The organism is Lactobacillus kullabergensis (genome assembly GCF_000967195.1).
In the GTDB taxonomy this organism is placed as follows: domain Bacteria; phylum Bacillota; class Bacilli; order Lactobacillales; family Lactobacillaceae; genus Lactobacillus; species Lactobacillus kullabergensis.
Genome location: NZ_KQ033871.1, coordinates 1,323,454 through 1,341,330 on the forward strand (window position 1 = coordinate 1,323,454; position 17,877 = coordinate 1,341,330).

General features: G+C 37.1%; 16 protein-coding genes. All 16 read right to left on the reverse strand.

Going from position 1 to position 17,877, the window contains the following annotated elements; genetic code table 11:
- Window positions 1–80 precede the first annotated feature (80 nt).
- Window positions 81–599: a TetR/AcrR family transcriptional regulator gene (locus JF76_RS06725; protein WP_045928363.1), complete on the reverse strand. Its 519-nt coding sequence runs from the start codon at window positions 597–599 to the stop codon at window positions 81–83.
- A gap of 213 nt (window positions 600–812) precedes the next feature.
- Window positions 813–2,174: a DEAD/DEAH box helicase gene (locus JF76_RS06730; protein WP_045928364.1), complete on the reverse strand. Its 1,362-nt coding sequence runs from the start codon at window positions 2,172–2,174 to the stop codon at window positions 813–815.
- Complete coding sequence (locus JF76_RS06735) at window positions 2,167–3,123, reverse strand: DHH family phosphoesterase (RefSeq protein WP_045928365.1); 957 nt, start codon at window positions 3,121–3,123, stop codon at window positions 2,167–2,169. Before JF76_RS06735 ends, JF76_RS06730 begins: the two co-directional genes overlap by 8 nt.
- 49 nt (window positions 3,124–3,172) lie before the next feature.
- On the reverse strand, window positions 3,173–4,309 hold the full coding sequence (gene dinB, locus JF76_RS06740; protein WP_156962765.1) for a DNA polymerase IV: 1,137 nt from the start codon (window positions 4,307–4,309) through the stop codon (window positions 3,173–3,175).
- Entirely contained in the window at window positions 4,302–5,750 is a 1,449-nt protein-coding gene (zwf, locus tag JF76_RS06745; protein WP_045928367.1) for a glucose-6-phosphate dehydrogenase, read from the reverse strand. The genes dinB and zwf overlap by 8 nt, the downstream gene beginning before the upstream one ends.
- A gap of 144 nt (window positions 5,751–5,894) precedes the next feature.
- Window positions 5,895–6,359 carry a preprotein translocase subunit YajC gene (gene yajC, locus JF76_RS06750; RefSeq protein ID WP_045928368.1) on the reverse strand — a complete coding sequence of 155 codons (465 nt, stop codon included), beginning with the start codon at window positions 6,357–6,359 and terminating at the stop codon, window positions 5,895–5,897.
- A gap of 71 nt (window positions 6,360–6,430) precedes the next feature.
- Window positions 6,431–7,444 carry a Holliday junction branch migration DNA helicase RuvB gene (gene ruvB / locus JF76_RS06755; protein ID WP_045928369.1) on the reverse strand — a complete coding sequence of 338 codons (1,014 nt, stop codon included), beginning with the start codon at window positions 7,442–7,444 and terminating at the stop codon, window positions 6,431–6,433.
- A 44-nt stretch (window positions 7,445–7,488) separates the two neighbouring features.
- Window positions 7,489–8,073, reverse strand: a complete 585-nt coding sequence (gene ruvA / locus JF76_RS06760; protein ID WP_045928370.1) for a Holliday junction branch migration protein RuvA — start codon at window positions 8,071–8,073, stop codon at window positions 7,489–7,491.
- Window positions 8,074–8,078: 5 nt separating this feature from the next.
- Window positions 8,079–9,959 carry a DNA mismatch repair endonuclease MutL gene (mutL, locus tag JF76_RS06765; protein ID WP_045928371.1) on the reverse strand — a complete coding sequence of 627 codons (1,881 nt, stop codon included), beginning with the start codon at window positions 9,957–9,959 and terminating at the stop codon, window positions 8,079–8,081.
- Window positions 9,960–9,961: 2 nt separating this feature from the next.
- Complete coding sequence (gene mutS / locus JF76_RS06770) at window positions 9,962–12,544, reverse strand: DNA mismatch repair protein MutS (RefSeq protein ID WP_156962794.1); 2,583 nt, start codon at window positions 12,542–12,544, stop codon at window positions 9,962–9,964.
- A gap of 159 nt (window positions 12,545–12,703) precedes the next feature.
- Window positions 12,704–13,351 (reverse strand): pyroglutamyl-peptidase I, encoded by a 648-nt coding sequence (pcp, locus tag JF76_RS06775; RefSeq protein WP_045928373.1) that lies wholly within the window; start codon window positions 13,349–13,351, stop codon window positions 12,704–12,706.
- A gap of 20 nt (window positions 13,352–13,371) precedes the next feature.
- Window positions 13,372–14,295, reverse strand: coding sequence for a DUF979 domain-containing protein (locus JF76_RS06780; RefSeq protein ID WP_045928374.1), 924 nt, complete (start codon window positions 14,293–14,295; stop codon window positions 13,372–13,374).
- An 8-nt stretch (window positions 14,296–14,303) separates the two neighbouring features.
- Window positions 14,304–14,972, reverse strand: a complete 669-nt coding sequence (locus JF76_RS06785) for a DUF969 domain-containing protein (RefSeq protein ID WP_045928375.1) — start codon at window positions 14,970–14,972, stop codon at window positions 14,304–14,306.
- 126 nt (window positions 14,973–15,098) lie between these two features.
- Entirely contained in the window at window positions 15,099–16,727 is a 1,629-nt protein-coding gene (gene groL / locus JF76_RS06790) for a chaperonin GroEL (protein WP_045928376.1), read from the reverse strand.
- Between the two features lie 19 nt (window positions 16,728–16,746).
- Complete coding sequence (gene groES, locus JF76_RS06795) at window positions 16,747–17,031, reverse strand: co-chaperone GroES (RefSeq protein WP_034980276.1); 285 nt, start codon at window positions 17,029–17,031, stop codon at window positions 16,747–16,749.
- 161 nt (window positions 17,032–17,192) lie between these two features.
- Window positions 17,193–17,828, reverse strand: a complete 636-nt coding sequence (locus JF76_RS06800) for a redox-sensing transcriptional repressor Rex (protein WP_045928377.1) — start codon at window positions 17,826–17,828, stop codon at window positions 17,193–17,195.
- Window positions 17,829–17,877 lie beyond the last annotated feature (49 nt).

Below are 17,877 nucleotides of genomic sequence, written 5' to 3' on the forward strand. Positions count from 1 at the left end.
CGGCTCATTGCCCGACGACAGTTATTAATACTAGCAATTATTTTTATCTTTTGCAAGTCTTTTTTACAAAAAATTTAAGTTCACTCAGATTTTTTTATAGATTGCTCAATATGAACCAATAATAAATGGATACTTTGGTATACGTCCCTTATATCAAGTTGACACTCATCTACAACCCAATTGTAAACAATAGCATAAATTCCGTTTGCTACTAATTCTACTTTACGAACCGAAAATGATCCTCTAGGTCGCATATACTTCTCTATGGCTATAGCATATTCTTTTCGTAAAACACGATAAAATTCTTGTGGGTTTTGCGCAATTCTATTGAGGTTAATATAGAAAGTCTTATTTTCTTTTATTTTCGACAGCATCCTGTAAAACATGCGATCCATCGTTTCACCGTCAATACTTCGTAATGCCCGTCTAGTTTGTAAAGCTAAAACTGAAGTAAACAAATCACAAATATTACGGTATTTTCTATAAAAAACTCCACGGTTAATATTCAATTGCTTACAAAATTTAGTGACTGTGTACTTATAGACATTATATTTTGATAGCTCTAACACGAGAACTTGTTCATTCTTTGTTAAACTCATATTAAATGCTCCTACTTATAATGCTATAAGTATATCAATAATAGTAACGACAAGCAATATTATCTTGGAAAAAAATGATTTTATTTTTAAAATGCTAAAAAGAACTTAAAACGACAAGATTCTTTAATTTGTATGCAAAATAAAAAGCCAACATCTAAGTGAAATCGTGTGTTGGCTTTCTAGGAATAATTTAAATATAATTTTTATTTTAAGTTAGTCTTGACTATCACGCCTATTTTTTCTTTGTCGTTTAGCTTTTCGAATTTTACTGCGTTGTTCAATTCTATTTTTTTGCGCTCTATCTTGCTTAATAGCTCTTTTAATCTTTTTCTTATAGCCAGGTTTACGTTTTTTCTGCGCTTTTTTTACCATCCCTCTTACCTTATTATCAAGGCCTTGAGAAGTTGATTGTCTTAATTTGCGGTTATGATAATGCGTTCGCGGTACCAGAGAACTATCTTTAATTTCGACAAAATCAAAATGAATTCCCATTTTTTCCAGCTTAAGAATTTGATTCATTTCTTCTTCACGAATTAACGTGATGGCATGACCGCTCATCCCATTTCGGCCGGTTCTACCAATACGATGAATCACAAATTCTAATTCACGGGGAATTTCATAATTAATAACTAAGCTGACACCTTCAATATCAATGCCGCGTGCAGCTAAATCAGTTGCCACTACATACTGGTATTGTCCGGCTTCTACTTCACGCATTGTTCTTTTACGTTCGCGCTCAGTAATTCCACCATGAATTTTGGCCACTTTTAAGCCTTGATTAATGAGAAAATCTGCTAGTTCATCAACAGTTTGCTTTGTGTTAGCAAAAATTAGTGCTAAATACGGCTGACCCATTGTTAATAATTGATAAAGTATTTTTTTGCGACTTTTTGAGCCAATATCAAGCAAGTCGTTTTTGACCGTTGGCGAGATAACAGTAGGATTATCTATGATAATGGTTTCTGGCTTTGCCATGTATTTACGTAAAAAGTTAGCCAACTTAACCGGAATTGTGGCTGAAAAAGCAGTCAAAACACAGTTTTGGGGCAATCTTTGTGCAATAAAATCGATTTCACTTAAAAATCCCATGTCCAGAGTCATATCAGCCTCATCAATGACAAAGTTTTTGACATAATCTAGTGGCAAAATCTTTTTTTCAACAAAATCATGTAGTCTACCGGGAGTAGCAATGATAATTTGCGGTTTATGTCTGCTAATACTTTCAATTTGCCGCTCACGATCGGTACCACCTGCTAATAACGCAATAGACAGGTTTAGATTGGAAGCATCCCTTAACTGACGGGCTACTTGATACAATTGCTGGGCAAGTTCACGACTAGGCGTAGTCAAGATTGCCTGAGGAAATTGAAGATTCTCGTCAATTTCATTCATAACAGGAATCAAAAAGGCGTGAGTTTTACCTGAACCGGTAACTGCTTGCACTACAGCATTTTTGCGTGCCATTAAAACAGGGATCACTTTTTCCTGCACTTCAGTGGGTCTAACAAAATTAATCTTTTTTAACCCCTGTCTAATTGCTGGATTTATCTGTTCATTTTCAAAAATATTATTCATGTTCCTCTTGATATTCCTTGGTTACCTGAACTAGTTCTGCGAAAATTTGTTTCACTTCCGCCATGTCTTTTGCGTTAGCTCCACTTGCTAAAGCGTGACCGCCTCCATCATGTTTTGCTGCTAATTCGTTAATTACTGGTCCCTTTGAACGATAATGGACTCTGAATGTACCATCTGGTTTTTCAACAAAAACATTCCAGGCAATGATATCCTTAATTCGACCGGGAGTAGAAACAGTACATGAAGCTTGTTCTGAATCTACACCCAATTTATGCAAAGTATCTTGAGTTAAAATTGCATAGGCTGCACCACTAGCATCGACTTTCATATACTCCAAAACTTCGGCCTGTAATTTTGCCTGTTCGAAGGTAACATCACTGATATTACGCGCAATTTCATTAATATTAATTCCGGTCGCTGCCAATTTAGCCGCAATTTTAAAAGTATGATCTGTTGTTTCAGGATACATAAATCTACCGGTATCACCCACTATTCCAGCATAAAGTGGATAGGCAACTTCTGCAGTAAGTGGCATTTTTTCAGTAATAATAAAGTCTGCTACAATTTGTGAAGCAGCAGGAGCCTGATCATCAACAAAACTCATATCAGCATATGGTTCAACATCGGGATGATGATCAATTTTAATTAAGAAATCACCTTTGCTATATAGTTTATTAGAAATACGGGCTGTATTTCCGGTGTCTGTTGTGATTACAAGAGCTCCTTCATAATCCTGTTCAGTCACTTGATCCATATGATTGATCCATGCTAGATCGCCTTCATCATTTTCACCCGCGCATAAGATACGCTTATTGGGAAACTGCAGCTTTAAAGAACGTGCAAGTCCTGCCTGAGAACCTAAAGCGTCTGGGTCTGGACTAGTGTGTCTATGTAAAATAATGGTGTCATATTGTGTGATTTTTTGATATATTTCGGTAAAAGCATTCATATCTAAACTCCTTTGTTACTTATATAAATTCCAGCCTAATAACAACTTTTTATTGAGTAAACAAATCTAAATCCATATTTTCATAGTCTGCTTCTGTAAAATCTGTAGCAGTCACACCCAAAAGTCTTATTCCATCATTTAAAAATGAACTGGAAATAGGATCAAAAAGTTCTTTAGCAACATTGTATAACTCTAATGGATTATTAGTAGCATGATCAAGTTTACGCCTTTTAGTAACAGTCTTAAAATCACTGTTGCGAATTTTTAAGACAACCGTATTAGCATAAAAATTACGTTCAATTAGCTTATCGGCCAGATCATTAACGTAATTACGCAAATTTGTCAGTGCGGTTTGCTCACTGTAAACGCTGGGTTCATAGGATCGTTCAATACCAATAGATTTGCGATTACGCTCGTCGTCGGGAATTACCCGGGATAAATCAATACCATTTGCGTGCTCTGCCATTAAATAACCCATACGGTTGAAATGTTTTATTAAATCACGAACATGCATTTTTTGCAAGCCACGTCCTGTAAATACACCCATTTCTGTTAATTTTGCTTGAGTTTTTGGACCGATACCATGAAACTGAGCAATTTTTTGTTTTGCTAAAAATTGCTGCGCTTCTTCGGGCAAAATAATAGTGCGACCAAAAGGCTTCGAATATTCAGAACCCATTTTGGCCAAAAATTTGTTATAGGTGACACCAAAGGAACAGTTCAGGCCAATTTCTTTTTTTATTTGTTTCTGCAAATTAATTGCAATCTGCAAAGCAGAAGTTACTCCTAATTTGTTTTCAGTTACATCCAAATAAGCTTCGTCAAGTGCAATAGATTGAACGTTATCAGTAATTTCATGCATCAACTGATGAATTTCTGCAGAAACACTATGATATTTCTTAAAATCGGGACTCATAAATACTAGTTTATTTTTGGGTATAAGTCTTAGGGCCTTAATCGATGGCATAGCCGAATGAACGCCATATTGACGGGCAATATAGTTGGCTGTAGCAACCACACCGTGACCGTGATAATTTCTAGGATCTTGACCAATTACCAGTGCTTTATTTTTTAATTCAGGATTATCGCGTGTTTCTACAGATGCATAAAAAGCATCCATATCAAGATGAATAATTTTTCTATGTGTATCATTTTTAGGCAAAAGGCCATCGTCAAAATTACTCATAAATCCAACGCTCTGTCGGTGACTCAAAAATTTTAGCAGCTGATTTAGGACCCATTCTGTATGGCAAATATTGTTCAGGTTCTTGACCCTGTTCGTTTTCTTTTTGCCAAGCTTCTTCAACATGGTCAATAAATTTCCAATAGTTTTTTAGTTCACTCCAGTGAGTAAAATTAGTTGAATCATTTACAAAAACATCATGCAGCAAACGTTCATAACCATCTGGCACCTGTTTTTGCTCATCACTTGAAAGTCCGTAACTCAAATTCTCTCGTCTAATGCCAGATTCATTGATTTTTTTACCGTTAATAGTAATAAAAATCTGCATCTGCGGATCTATAATGATTGAAATATTATTTGAATGAGCCATGCCATACTGATTCGACATATGCTTTAAAACAATGTCAATCCTATTTTTCTTTTCTCTCATTTCTTTACCAGTTCTAAAATAAATTGGTAAATCTGCCAGTGGCCCCTTTTTAAACTTTACTTCACCTGCTACATAGGTTTCCGTATGAGAATCCTCAGCAACATTAGGCTCTTGACGATAGCCAAAGGTAACATCGCTTCCAAGATATTGCCCCCTCACAAAATGCCGCTCAATTTCATCTTCTGTGGGAATTACCATACTATCAAGAAGTTCTTGCTTTGCTTTGTGGATACTTTGCGAAGTTAGATCTTTAGGTTCCGGCATTGCGAGCAACGTAATTATCTGAAAAATATGGTTCTGTACCATATCGCGCAAAGCTCCTGCTGTTTCGTAATAGCCACCTCGAGCCTCAACTCCCAGTTGTTCTGCCAAAGTGACCTGAACGTTTTTAATATTATGATTATTCCAAATATTTTTAATCAATGGATTAGTAAGCCTCATTGGTAAAATGTTCTGAATCATTTCCTTGCCTAAATAATGATCAATCCGAAAGATATCATCTTCAGCAAAAGAAGCAGTTATTTGCTTGTTTAACTCTTCTGCTGTAGCTAGATCACGCCCAAAAGGCTTTTCAACAACAATGCGGTTAAAACCTGAGCTGGTTAAATGTTGATCATTAATGTGTTCAGCAATAGTACCAAAGAATTTAGGAGCCATCGCCATGTAGAAAATACGATTTCCCTGTGCACTATATCGATCGTCAAGATCTTGCGCCAAATTTTTCAAGGTTTCATAGTGTTCCACATTTGTCACATCATGAGACTGATAGTAAAAATGACTGGCAAACGTAGCTAAATCATTTTCATCCACTTCATTATGTGTTTCGTGCACAGCGTCACTCACTTGGTCGCGCAAATATTCATGTGACCAGGGACGACGAGCCGTGCCAATTACAGCAAAATTATCGTGAATTAAACCTTGTTCAAATAAATTAAACAGTGCTGGGTATAGCTTCCTATGTGCTAAATCTCCACTACCACCAAAGATAATCATAATTACCGGAATATTATTCATGAAAAAATCCTTTCTGTTATCTTTTTACACTAGCTTTATTTTATACTATTTTGCCGGTAAACTCGCGCTTTGAGCAATATTTGCTATTTTTTGTTTATTAATTTTGGTAACAAAAAAGTGCCTTAAAGGCACTTTTTAACCACTTTATTTTGACTTGTCCGGTGTTTCAGCAGATGAACTAGCTGGTTTTTCTTCAGCTGGTTTTTCAGCAGGCTGATCCGGCTTTTGATCAGTAGTCGGTTCACTTTGCTCTGCTTCTTCAGTTTTGTCAGCACTTTCAGAAGTAGCAGCTGGTTCAGCATTGGTTGCATTGCCTGGCAGAATTTGCTGTACCGCCATTCTACTAAAGGTTAAATAAATGCCATCTGCATCAAGCACCACAGTTTTGTCTTTAGTATTAACAGAATCAATTTTACCGTGCAGGCCGTCGATCATGATGACGCTGTCACCTTTCTTCAATTGATTCATCATTTCCATTTTCTTTTGCTGTTGCTTTTTTTGGGGTTTGATCATAGTAAAATACATCAAAGCGATCAAAACAACAAAGATAATGATCGTCCACAAACTTCCTCTTCCATTATTAGCATTAGCTAAAAATAAATTATTCAATGTTACACTCCTCAAATTAAAATTACTCATTGTCTAAATATTAATTATACAAAAAATAACGAACAATTGCATTATTTGTTTGGCAAGGGCAGGCCTAAATGAACGTAAGCTTTCTCAGTGACCATTCTTCCTCTTGGAGTCATTAATAAAAAGCCATTTTGCATTAAATATGGTTCGTACAGTGACTGGATAGTTTCAACGTCTTCTCCTGAATTTGCCGCTAAAGTCCTGATTCCTACCGGACCACCACGATAATTTTCAATAATCACACGCAAAATTTTGCGATCAGTCTGATTAAGCCCTTCATCGTCAACTTGCAATTGTTGCAATGAGCTTTTGGTAGTCGCAAAAGAAATAACTTCTTCTCCTTTGACCTGAGCAAAATCACGCACTCTTCGTAATAACCTGTTAGCCACACGGGGCGTGCCCCTAGATCTGCGTGCTAATTCGTGTGCTGCTTGAGGTTCAATATCAATATTAAAAACTTTGCTTGAACGACAAATAATTTTTTCCAGTTCATCAACAGTATAGTACTGCAAGTGTTCCACGATACCAAATCGTCCGCGTAAAGGAGCAGAAAGTTGACCGGCTAAAGTAGTTGCGCCAACTAAAGTGAAAGGTGGCAAGGGGACATGAACCGCGTGAGTAGTCTGCCCTTCACCAATCACGATATCAACATAATAGTCTTCCATTGCGGAATAAAGTACTTCTTCAATTGGCTTGGCCAAACGGTGAATTTCATCAATAAATAAAATATCACCAGGATTAAGATCAGTTAGCAAGGCAACTAAATCACCAGCCTTTTCAATTGCAGGTCCACTGGTACTTTTTAGGTGGACACCAAGCTCATTAGCTATTACAAATGCTAACGTTGTTTTTCCCAGTCCAGGCGGACCATATAATAGAACGTGATCCAGTGCTTCGTCTCTTTTTTTGGCAGCCTTTATATAAACTGCCATCTCTTTTTTTACCCGTTTTTGTCCCAAATATTCATCTAGTGTTTGGGGACGCAGTGAAAATTCGGCTTGTTCTTCTTCTGACCCCTGAACTTCACCAGAAACTATCTCATTTTTATTTTCTGCCAACTGTCTCACTTCCCTTTAAAACATTAATTTTATTATAGCAAGATTTACTTCTTTAAGAGAAGAGACAATCCCTTTTTGATGTACTGATCTACCGTTGTCTTTTCCTCTTCTATTAAAGCCGGTGTAATTCTGTCTACTTCTTTTTTAGTATAACCTAGTGCCAGTAAAGCTAACAAAGCATCATTTAATTCTGGTGTTACTTCCGCTAAAGCTTCTTTATTTGCCTTCTTGACATAGTCTCCTAATTTACCTTTTAAATCAAGGACAATTTGTGAGGCCGTTTTTTTGCCTACACCTGGAAAACGAGTTAAGTATTTCACCTCACCCTGTTCAATTGCTTCTGCTAGAGAATTACTGTCTTCAGCAGCCATAATTGCTAAGGCAGACTTTGGTCCGATACCACTAACACTTAAAAGTTTTAAAAACAGTCCTTTATCATCTTCTGTTTGAAACCCATATAAGGTTACTCCAGTATCTCGCACGATTTGTTCAATAAAAACTCGCACTTTTTGTCCCTCTTGGTATGCGTATGGTGAGGGACTAAAGACCTTGTAGCCAACTCCATTTACGTCAACTACTATAAAATCTGGCTTAATTAGAGTAATAGTACCATTTAAATATTCATACATTGTTATTAATCTTTCTTAAACATTTTGTGCAAATCACTTTTTCTTAGGCGCACAATTACCAAGTTACCCTTCGCATCATGATACGGATCAGAAATTTGTCTCAAACTCGTCAAAATTTCGCCACAATCTGCAGATGTCAGCCTTTTACGTCCAGGGACTTCCCTTTGAGCTTGATCTGCTGCTATTCTTTTAATTAAATTTTGAAAATTGCTGTCATCTACGTTTAAAAACGTGTCTAAAATTGTACGCACAGAATGTTCGACATCTGTACCCAGCCAGGTAGGATAGGATCTTAAGATAAAGGTATCTTGCCCAAAATCTTCTAAAAAAATACCAATTTTTTGAATATCAGCCAACTTATCTTTTATTTGTAAAAAATCTAAATTGCCAAATTCTAAAATTAAAGGACTCAATAAACCTTGCTGGCTGATTTTAGAACTAGACAATTCGAGCATAATCTTTTTAAAAGAAAGCAGTCTTCTGGCAGCAACCTGATCAATTAAATATAAGTCATCATTACTTGCAGCAATAATATATATTTTAGTTTGACCTACAAAACTTAATTCGGGTAAACTACTTGCCAGTAATTCATCCCCGGTAGAAATCACTCCGCTACTAGACTGCTTACTGGTGAAAGGCGTCAACTGACATTGTTTTTTAACGTTCTCCGTCCAAGTTGCGGTAATCAGATAACGATCATCATCTCGCGGGGTATCTAAATCTACATACTGTGTATGTTGAATATGCTGGATTTTTTCAGGTACCGTTTCATTAATTTGGTCAGTTTGAGTTTCAGGTCTTTTAGTTTCAACCACGTTTTTATTTAAATTAAATTTTAACTGATCAACTAAAGTATCTTCTGTAGCGTTATTTAAATTGCTGATAGCATCAGATTTTGTTTCATTCTTCAAGAGCACAGTGCTGATTGCATTTGTTATTAAACGACTTAATTCAGTTTCTTTGGATAAACGTACCTCCCTTTTTGTGGGGTGCACGTTAACATCTACCAAAAGTGGATCAGTTTTTATCTTAACCACAGCTATCGGATAATGTTTAGCAGCAAGGTTATTACCATAACCAGCCATCACTGCACTAGCTAATTTAAAATTTCTAATGTACCGACCATTAAGTAAAATGGAAATAAAATTACGCGTAGATCTGGTAAGTTCAGGGTTAGAAATTAAGCCACTTACCTCAAAATCATTATCACTGCTTTTAAAAGACAACATTTTTTCCGCAATATTTCTGCCATAAACGCTAGAAACCGTTTGCCGTAAATTATTGTTGCCAGCAGTTCTTAATAATATTCGACCTTCGTTCATCAATGTAAATGCAATTTCAGGATAACCTAACGCAATACGATTAACAATATCCACGATTTTCATAATTTCAGTTCTCGGACTACGTAAATATTTTAATCGCGCCGGTGTGTTATAAAATAAGTCTTTAACAGTAATCTGTGTACCTTTTCTGGCAGCAGCATTTTCCTGCGTTTTCTTAACTCCGCCCGCAAACTCGGCGCGCGTACCTATTTCATTAGCAGAATTAGTTAAAATTTCGACGTGACTGACTGCAGCAATTGAGGCTAAGGCTTCGCCTCTAAAACCTAATGTATTGACATTAAATAAGTCATGCTCATTTGCAATCTTACTGGTCGCATACCTGGTAAAAGCAAGATCAATCTGATCGCTATCAATTCCGGAGCCGTTATCTTGAACTACAATTTGCTTTAAACCGGCATCAGTGAATTCAATTCTTATTCTGCTGCTACCTGCGTCAATTGCATTTTCGACCAGTTCTTTTACCACGCTAGCAGGTCGCTCAATTACTTCTCCAGCTGCGATCTGATTAGATAGATTAACCGAAAGCTCATGTATTTTTGCCATGACTAGTTCTCATCCTTTAAATCTTCCTGCCAGTTTTCGACTAGTTGCATCACTTGCAACGGCGTTTGATCTGCCAAATAAAGATTAGAAATTTCATCTAGGATATCTTTTTCTTTATCAGTTAATTCATCCTTGGAATCTAATGGTGTTTCAACAGGCTCAGATTCTTCTGTTTCACTAACTGAACTAAACAAATCCAGCTGCGTGGAAGCTGGGCTCAAATTACTTCCTTGAGCTTCAAGCCTATTAAGCAACTTGGTAGCTTTTCGTAAAACTTTTCTCGGTAATCCGGCAAGTTGAGCAACGTGAATGCCATAACTTTGATCAGCAGGTCCAGGTAAAATTTTATGAAGAAAAATTAATTTACCGTTTTCTTCGGTTGCTCCAACGTGAATATTCTTTAAATGAGACAGTGTCTGTTCCATTGCTGTTAGCTCGTGGAAGTGCGTCGCAAACAACACTTTAGCACCAACTTCATCGTGCAGATACTGCACAATAGCACCAGCTAGAGCCATGCCATCATAGGTTGCTGTTCCGCGACCAATTTCATCAAATAAAACCAGGCTCCTCTTAGTCGCATGCTGTAATGCATCGTTAGCTTCGGTCATTTCGACCATAAAGGTACTTTGTCCGGAAATTAAATCGTCTGCTGCACCAATTCTGGTAAAAATTTGGTCAAAAATAGGCAAATCTGCACTATCTGCTGGCACAAACGAACCAATTTGAGCCATCACGGCAATAAGTGCCATCTGCCTCATATAAGTGCTTTTTCCGGACATATTAGGACCAGTTATCAGAAAAATGTCTGTATTTTCTGTTAATTTTACATCGTTAGGAATAAAAGAGCCTGCCTTCATCACCTGTTCAACTACAGGGTGACGTCCCATGATAACTTTAACATCCTGATTATCAGTATGAAATTGTGGTCTGCAGTAATTATTATCTTCAGCTACTTGAGCAAAAGAGCAGAAAACATCAAGCTCTGCCACTTGTCCAGCCAACTTTTGCAATGCTGGAATGTATTTCTTAACTTCTTCTCTTAACTTCACAAACAAATCATATTCTAAATCCGTCGATTTGGTCTGTGCTTCCAAAATCAGATTTTCATGTTCTTTAAGTTCTGGAGTAATGTAGCGCTCAGCATTAGTCAGGGTTTGTTTACGGGTATAACGATCAAGAGGTACTTTGCCCTTATTCGAGTTTGTAACCTGAATATAATAGCCAAAAACCTTGTTGTAACCAACTTTTAAATTCTCAATACCAGTTTTGGCCCGTTCATCCTGCTCCATTTCAGTCAGCCATTTTTTACCATTATTCATGGCATCCCGGTAGCGATCAAGTTGACTATCAACACCATCTTTGATTAATCCGCCTTCAGTCGTCAGAACTGGAGGCTGATCAACAATGGTATCTGTAATTAATTTAGCAATGCCTTTTAACGGATCAATTTGTCTGGCAAAATTTTGCAGATTTTTATTATCAGCTTTTTGGATTGCTGTCAAAATCGTTGGCACGGCATTGAGAGAGTGAGCCAACTGCAATAACTCGCGGGCATTGACATTGCCAAAAGCAATGCGCCCAGTTAAACGTTCCAGATCATAAACCCCTTTTAGAGCATCGTTAATATTTTCTCGCGTAAAATATTCATCAATTAAGGCCTGCACCATTTCTTGCCGTTTATTTAGCTGCTCAACAGATAAGAGTGGCCGAGCCAGCCATTGTTTTAACAATCGTCCACCCATTGCAGTATGAGTTTTATCCAGAACCCAAAAAAGGGAACCCATTTTTTTGCCGGTTTTCGCAGACGCTGTTAACTCTAAGTTATCCCGTACGGTGTGCGACATTTGTAAATATTGATTGACTTCATAACTTTTTGCTACTTGTAAGTGGGCTAAACTGCGGCGCTGCGTCTGCAATAAATAACCTACAAGTTGTTTTACAGCAGCTTTTTCGGCAGAATTAGTTAAATTTTGTTCAGCAAATGAAATCTCTGCATGTTTGCCAGTTAATTCTACGGGCTCTGACACCGTAATATTAGCTTTATGGAGAAAATCACTATCCTTGTCACTTAAGTGACCATTAAAAACAACTTCGCGTGTTCGCAGCGAAAGCAACTCATTTGTAACAGCAGCAAAGCTTTTTAAATGTGTAGCATAAATTTCACCAGTGGATAAGTCACTGTATGCCAGTCCAAAGCAACTTTTGGTAGTTACAACCGATGTAAGATAATTTGATTCTTTAGCTTCACTGGGCTTGTCATTCATTAAAGTTCCGGGAGTCACAAGTTGAATTATGCCCCGTTTAACCATTCCTTTAGCTTTTTTAGGATCTTCGAGTTGTTCACACAAGGCTACCTTATAGCCTTTTTCAACCAAAGTATCTACATAGGATTGGACTGCTACATGCGGAACTCCTGCCATTGGAACAGGGTTTTCAGCTTTATTAGATCTGTGAGTCAAAGTTAATTCTAAAATTTGAGCACCTTTGACTGCATCATCTTCAAATAATTCATAAAAATCGCCCACCCGATAAAAAAGGAAAGCATCGGGATATTGCTTTTTAATTTCGTGATATTGCTCCATCATCGGAGTCAGGTTTGTTTGCGCCATTATTCCCCTTCTTTTCTGCATTACTGTTATTATTATACGCTAAAGTTCTTATTAAAAGAAAAAAGACCGCAAGTAAAACGATCTCTTTTCACAATATGTTTTTTTGCCGCAGTGATTGCTTTCTTTTTAAAAAATTTAAGCAATGTGGCCTTCAATACTTTGTAAATCTTTTTTGCCATCCATTTTCACAATAGCGGTAATTGCAGCAGTAATGCCTCTAACATCATCTGTTAAATTAAGACATGGAGTTTCAGGTTTATCAACAACTTGCTCAGGTAAATATGGAATATGCATAAATCCAGCTTTTAAATCATGAAATTCCTTATCAATCATATACTGCACTTGATACATAATATGATTGCAGACAAAAGTTCCTGCAGTTGTTGAAACAGAGCTTGGCAATCCAATTTCACGAATTGCTCGTGCCATGGCCTTAACAGGAAGTTGTGTAAAATATGCGTTTTGTCCATCTTCATGAATAGGACTAGCAATTGGTTGATAACCTTTGTTATCAGCAATACGGCCATCATCAAAATTAATAGCTACTCTTTCTGGAGTCAAAGCATAACGACCACCAGCTTGACCGATATTTAAAACATAATCTGGTTTTTCCTTAAGAATAGCTTCATGAACTACTTCTGCACAGTCGCCAAAAACTGTTGGTATTTCGAGTTTAACGATCTTTGCACCAGCAATCTCATCATCCAGCCGTTTAACTGCTTCAATTGCAGGATTAATCTTATCTTCACCAAATGGATCAAAACCTGTTACAAGAATTTTCATTATCTTTTCTCCTTACTATCTTAAAAAGCTAAAAAGTACATTAGAATAATTTGAATGAGCAACATGCTAATTGCAATCGGAAATTGTTGCTTGATTACACCTAATTGATCTTTCATTTCCATTAATGCAACTGGCAAAGTATTAAAGTTGGCTGCCATTGGGGTAAGCAATGTGCCACAATACCCAGATGTCATTCCTAATGCCGCAACTACAATCGGTGAACCACCTTGGGCGACAACGAAAGGAATGCCAATCCCTGCTGTAATAACTGCAAACGCAGCAAATGCATTACCCATAATTGCTGTAAATAATGCCATAGCAATACAGTAAAGTGCAACTCCTAATAAGTGGTTTCCAATAGGAAAAAGACCAGAAATCGCCTTGGCGGTCACTTGTCCCACACCTGAAGCTGTAAATACCACACCCAAAGTAGCGAGTAATTGTGGCAAAATTCCGGCAGAGCCGACAGAACGCACCATTCTTTGTGTGTCTTCGTAGACTATTTTGGTATTTGATTTAGTCAAAATTTGTGCAACAACAAGTGAAACAATAGCTGCTACACCGATACCTACTTGACCACCTAAATTAGTAAATTGGGCTATGACCAAAGCTAAAACTGCCAGCAGGATACTTGGTAAGAAAATCCAGTTGCCAATGCGTTTAACCGTTTTTTGAGCAACTTTTTCATTTAAATCCTTTATGTGTCCTACACGCACTTGTTTAAATAAAGATAATAAAGCAATGATCAGAATAATGCCACCATTAATTGCATTTGGCAACCACTGTCCAGCACAGAAAAGTACTGCAAACAAAAGCCAAAATATTCCAGTACCCCAGCGGACTGGATTAGATTGATCACGCCAAGATTCAATAGCAGCAGCGAGGAAAAAAAGGCCAATTAAAATATAGAATGCGAGTAAAATGTTATTAATTATAGTTTCCATTATTTCTCCTATTTTTCTTTATTCTTCATTAGCTTTTGGTCAAATGCGTGATTGTAGAACAAGCATAAAATATAGCTGATAATTGCGACTGGGAAAGTATATAAAACTATTCCAGATGGATCTACAGGATGACCCAGCGATTTCATCGTACTTGCAATAAGTAAAACACTCGAGGAAGCAACAAACAGGTTTTGGGCAAAGAAATTACCAAAATTTTCTGTTGCAGCAGCTCTACCTTTGATTTGGTCTACTTCAAGAGGCGTCAATTCGCTATTAACCTTACCGGCCGCTTGCGCCATTGGATTAATTAATGGCGCAATAAACTGGACGTGTCCTTGTAATGAAATACCAAAGGCACCGGCAATTTCACGAATGGCCTGATAAATATCGAATATACGACCAGGTGTCAGTTTCTTCATTTTTTTAATTAAATTAACAGCGGCTTGTTTTAAACCATGTCTTTCTAAAATTCCAATAGTTGGTAAAGTGAGAAAGAAAAGAGAAACCATTCTGTTATCCATAAATCCTTTACCTAGAATTGTCAAAAATGAGGTAAAATCTATTCCTGAAACTAATGCCGTAACTAAAGCAGAAATTACGACTACAGCTATTGTATCAAGTCCCAAAGCAAACCCTAACACTATAACAACAATACCCAACAAACTTAAATATTCCACTAATGTTCCTTTCAAGTAAATAATCTTAACCAAGATAAACTAAAAATGAATTGTAACAAAAAAATCCCACTAGCAAGCCCCACAGGATTGCTAGTAGGATTTATTAATTAACTAATAAAAACTAAATTACATCACACCTGGATTGCCAGCGCCTGCAGCATTAGGATCAGCAGCAGGTTTATCTTCTGGTATTTCAGCAACAACAGCTTCAGTAGTTAAGAGCAAAGCAGCAATTGAAGCAGCATTTTGTAAAGCAGTGCGGGTTACCTTGGTTGGGTCAATAATTCCGGCTTCAACCATATTTTCCCACTTGCCATTAGCTGCATTGTAGCCTACTTCATTTTCTTGACCTTCAAGTTTGTTCAAGATAACTGAGCCGTCTTCACCAGCATTGTCAGCGATTTGACGAACTGGTGCAGTTAAAGCTTCTAAGACAATGTTGATACCAGTTTGTTCATCAGCATTATCACCTTTAAGATCCTTAACAGCATCCTTAACGTCTACTAATGCTGTACCACCACCAGCAACATAACCTTCGTCAACGGCTGCACGAGTGGAGTTCAAAGCGTCTTCAATGCGGTATCTGCGTTCTTTCAATTCAGTTTCAGTAGCAGCACCAACATGAATAACGGCAACACCACCAGTTAATTTAGCTAGACGCTCTTGTAATTTCTTCTTATCAAAGTCAGAAGTAGTCTCTGCAATTTGTTTTCTAATTGAATCTTCACGATCTTTAATAGCTTCATCAGAACCAGAACCATCAACAATGGTAGTTGAATCCTTAGTTACAGTTATGCGACGAGCTTGACCTAATTGATCAATCTTAGTGTCCTTTAACTCAAGACCTAAGTCCTCAGTAATAACTGTACCACCAGTTAAAGCAGCAATATCTTGCAGTTGTTCTTTACGACGGTCGCCAAAGCCAGGAGCTTTAACAGCAACAACGTTAAAGGTACCACGAATCTTGTTCAAAACTAAAGTTGGTAATGCTTCACCAGAAACATCATCAGCAATAATCAGCAATGATTTACCTTGTTGCACAATTTCTTGTAACAATGGCAAAATGTCCTGAATGTTAGAAATCTTCTTATCAGTGATTAAGATGTATGGATTGTCAAGATCTGCTTCCATCTTGTCATTATCAGTTACCATGTATTGTGAAAGGTAACCACGGTCAAATTGCATACCTTCAACTACTGATAATTCAGTTTCAATACCACGTGAATCTTCAATAGTGATAACACCATCATTACCAACTTTTTCCATTGCGTCAGCGATTAGGTCACCAACTTCTTTTGAAGCTGAAGATACTGAAGCTACTTGAGCAATCTGGTCTTTTGAAGAAACAGTGTGACTAATCTTATGTAATTCGTTAACTACTGCCTTAGTAGCTTTTTCAATACCGCGGCGAACACCTACAGGGTTAGCACCAGCAGTAACATTCTTCATACCTTCACGAATAATTGCTTGAGTTAAAACAACAGCAGTAGTTGTACCGTCACCAGCTATGTCATTGGTTTTTTGTGCTGCTTCGGCAACTAACTTAGCACCCATATTCTCATAGTGGTCTTTTAATTCAATTGCCTTGGCAATTGTCACACCATCATTAGTAATGTCCGGGTTGCCGTATGATTGCTCTAAAACAACATTTCTACCCTTAGGACCAATAGTTGCCTTAACAGTGTCAGCTAATTTGTCAACGCCCTTTAATAGAGAACGTCTTGCTTTTTCTGAAAATTTAATTTCCTTTGCCATATTTTTCTGCGCTCCTTAATTACTTAACAATTGCTAAAATATCTTTTTCGTGAAGGACTAAATACTTTTCGTCATCATACTTGACATCTGTGCCTGAATACTTGTCGTATAAAACAACGTCACCTTTTTTAACAGTCATAGGAATTTTACTGCCGTTCTCAGCATAACTGCCCTCACCAACAGCAACAACTTCACCTTCTGTTGGCTTTTGTTTAGCATTAGAAGCCAGGACGATTCCGCCTACAGTTTTCTCTTCTTCTTCTTTAACTTTAACGATCACGCGATCACCAATTGGTTGTAACACGTTTGTCCCTCCTAAAATTAAATTATTAATCTATTTTACGTGTCATTAGCACTCCTATCAGTTAAGTGCTAACTTACATTTATGATAATAACCCCTTTTATGAAAAAATGCAAGAAAAAATTAGCACTTTTTTACTCAAAGTGCTAATTTTATTTTTAGACCTACTTTTTCTTGTCTGAGTCCAGAAAGTAAATTAGAGTTTGTAATTCCGTTGCCAAGTCAACGTTTTGGATTCTAATACCACTTGGAGCAGACAAACGAATTGGCGTGAAATTCATAATTCCTCGAATACCGGCTTCAACCATATCATCAGCAGTCTTTTGTGCTGTCGTGGAAGGAACAGTCAAAATTGCAATAGAAATCTGTTGGTCACTAAGCTGTTTTTTTAGTTCACTCATGTCATAAACAGGCACACCACTGAGAATCTTGCCTGTAATTTTATCATCTATATCAAAAGCACATGAAATACGAATATTGTTTGTACGTTTGAAATTATAGTTTAATAACGCATGGCCTAAATTACCAACGCCAACCAGGGCAACATTTGTTAAGGTATCTTGATTTAAAATCTTTTTAAAAAAGGAAAGCAAACTTTTCACATCATAGCCATAGCCCCGTTTGCCTAATGCGCCAAAATATGAAAAATCACGTCTGATTGAAGCACTATCTACTTGAACGGCTTCAGATAATTCAGTAGAGGAAACTTTTTCTTTGCCAGCCTCATTTAAAATTATCAGATAGCGGTAATATAGCGGCAGTCTTTTAGCCGTAGCCGTGGGTATTTTGATTTTTTCCATTTAAAAAGCCTCCAACTTGATTAAGAATATATTTTGTTTTGTGAATTTT

Bases quoted from the DNA above. Each gene is read 5' to 3' on its own strand.
- dinB (WP_156962765.1), bottom strand. From the start codon at position 4,309: ATGAGTAATTTTGACGATGGCCTTTTGCCTAAAAATGATACACATAGA.
- JF76_RS06730 (WP_045928364.1), bottom strand. From the start codon at position 2,174: ATGAATAATATTTTTGAAAATGAACAGATAAATCCAGCAATTAGACAG.
- mutS (WP_156962794.1), bottom strand. From the start codon at position 12,544: ATGATGGAGCAATATCACGAAATTAAAAAGCAATATCCCGATGCTTTC.
- ruvA (WP_045928370.1), bottom strand. From the start codon at position 8,073: ATGTATGAATATTTAAATGGTACTATTACTCTAATTAAGCCAGATTTT.
- JF76_RS06725 (WP_045928363.1), bottom strand. From the start codon at position 599: ATGAGTTTAACAAAGAATGAACAAGTTCTCGTGTTAGAGCTATCAAAA.
- JF76_RS06800 (WP_045928377.1), bottom strand. From the start codon at position 17,828: ATGGAAAAAATCAAAATACCCACGGCTACGGCTAAAAGACTGCCGCTA.
- JF76_RS06735 (WP_045928365.1), bottom strand. From the start codon at position 3,123: ATGAATGCTTTTACCGAAATATATCAAAAAATCACACAATATGACACC.
- pcp (WP_045928373.1), bottom strand. From the start codon at position 13,351: ATGAAAATTCTTGTAACAGGTTTTGATCCATTTGGTGAAGATAAGATT.
- groL (WP_045928376.1), bottom strand. From the start codon at position 16,727: ATGGCAAAGGAAATTAAATTTTCAGAAAAAGCAAGACGTTCTCTATTA.
- mutL (WP_045928371.1), bottom strand. From the start codon at position 9,959: ATGGCAAAAATACATGAGCTTTCGGTTAATCTATCTAATCAGATCGCA.
- zwf (WP_045928367.1), bottom strand. From the start codon at position 5,750: ATGAATAATATTCCGGTAATTATGATTATCTTTGGTGGTAGTGGAGAT.
- JF76_RS06780 (WP_045928374.1), bottom strand. From the start codon at position 14,295: ATGGAAACTATAATTAATAACATTTTACTCGCATTCTATATTTTAATT.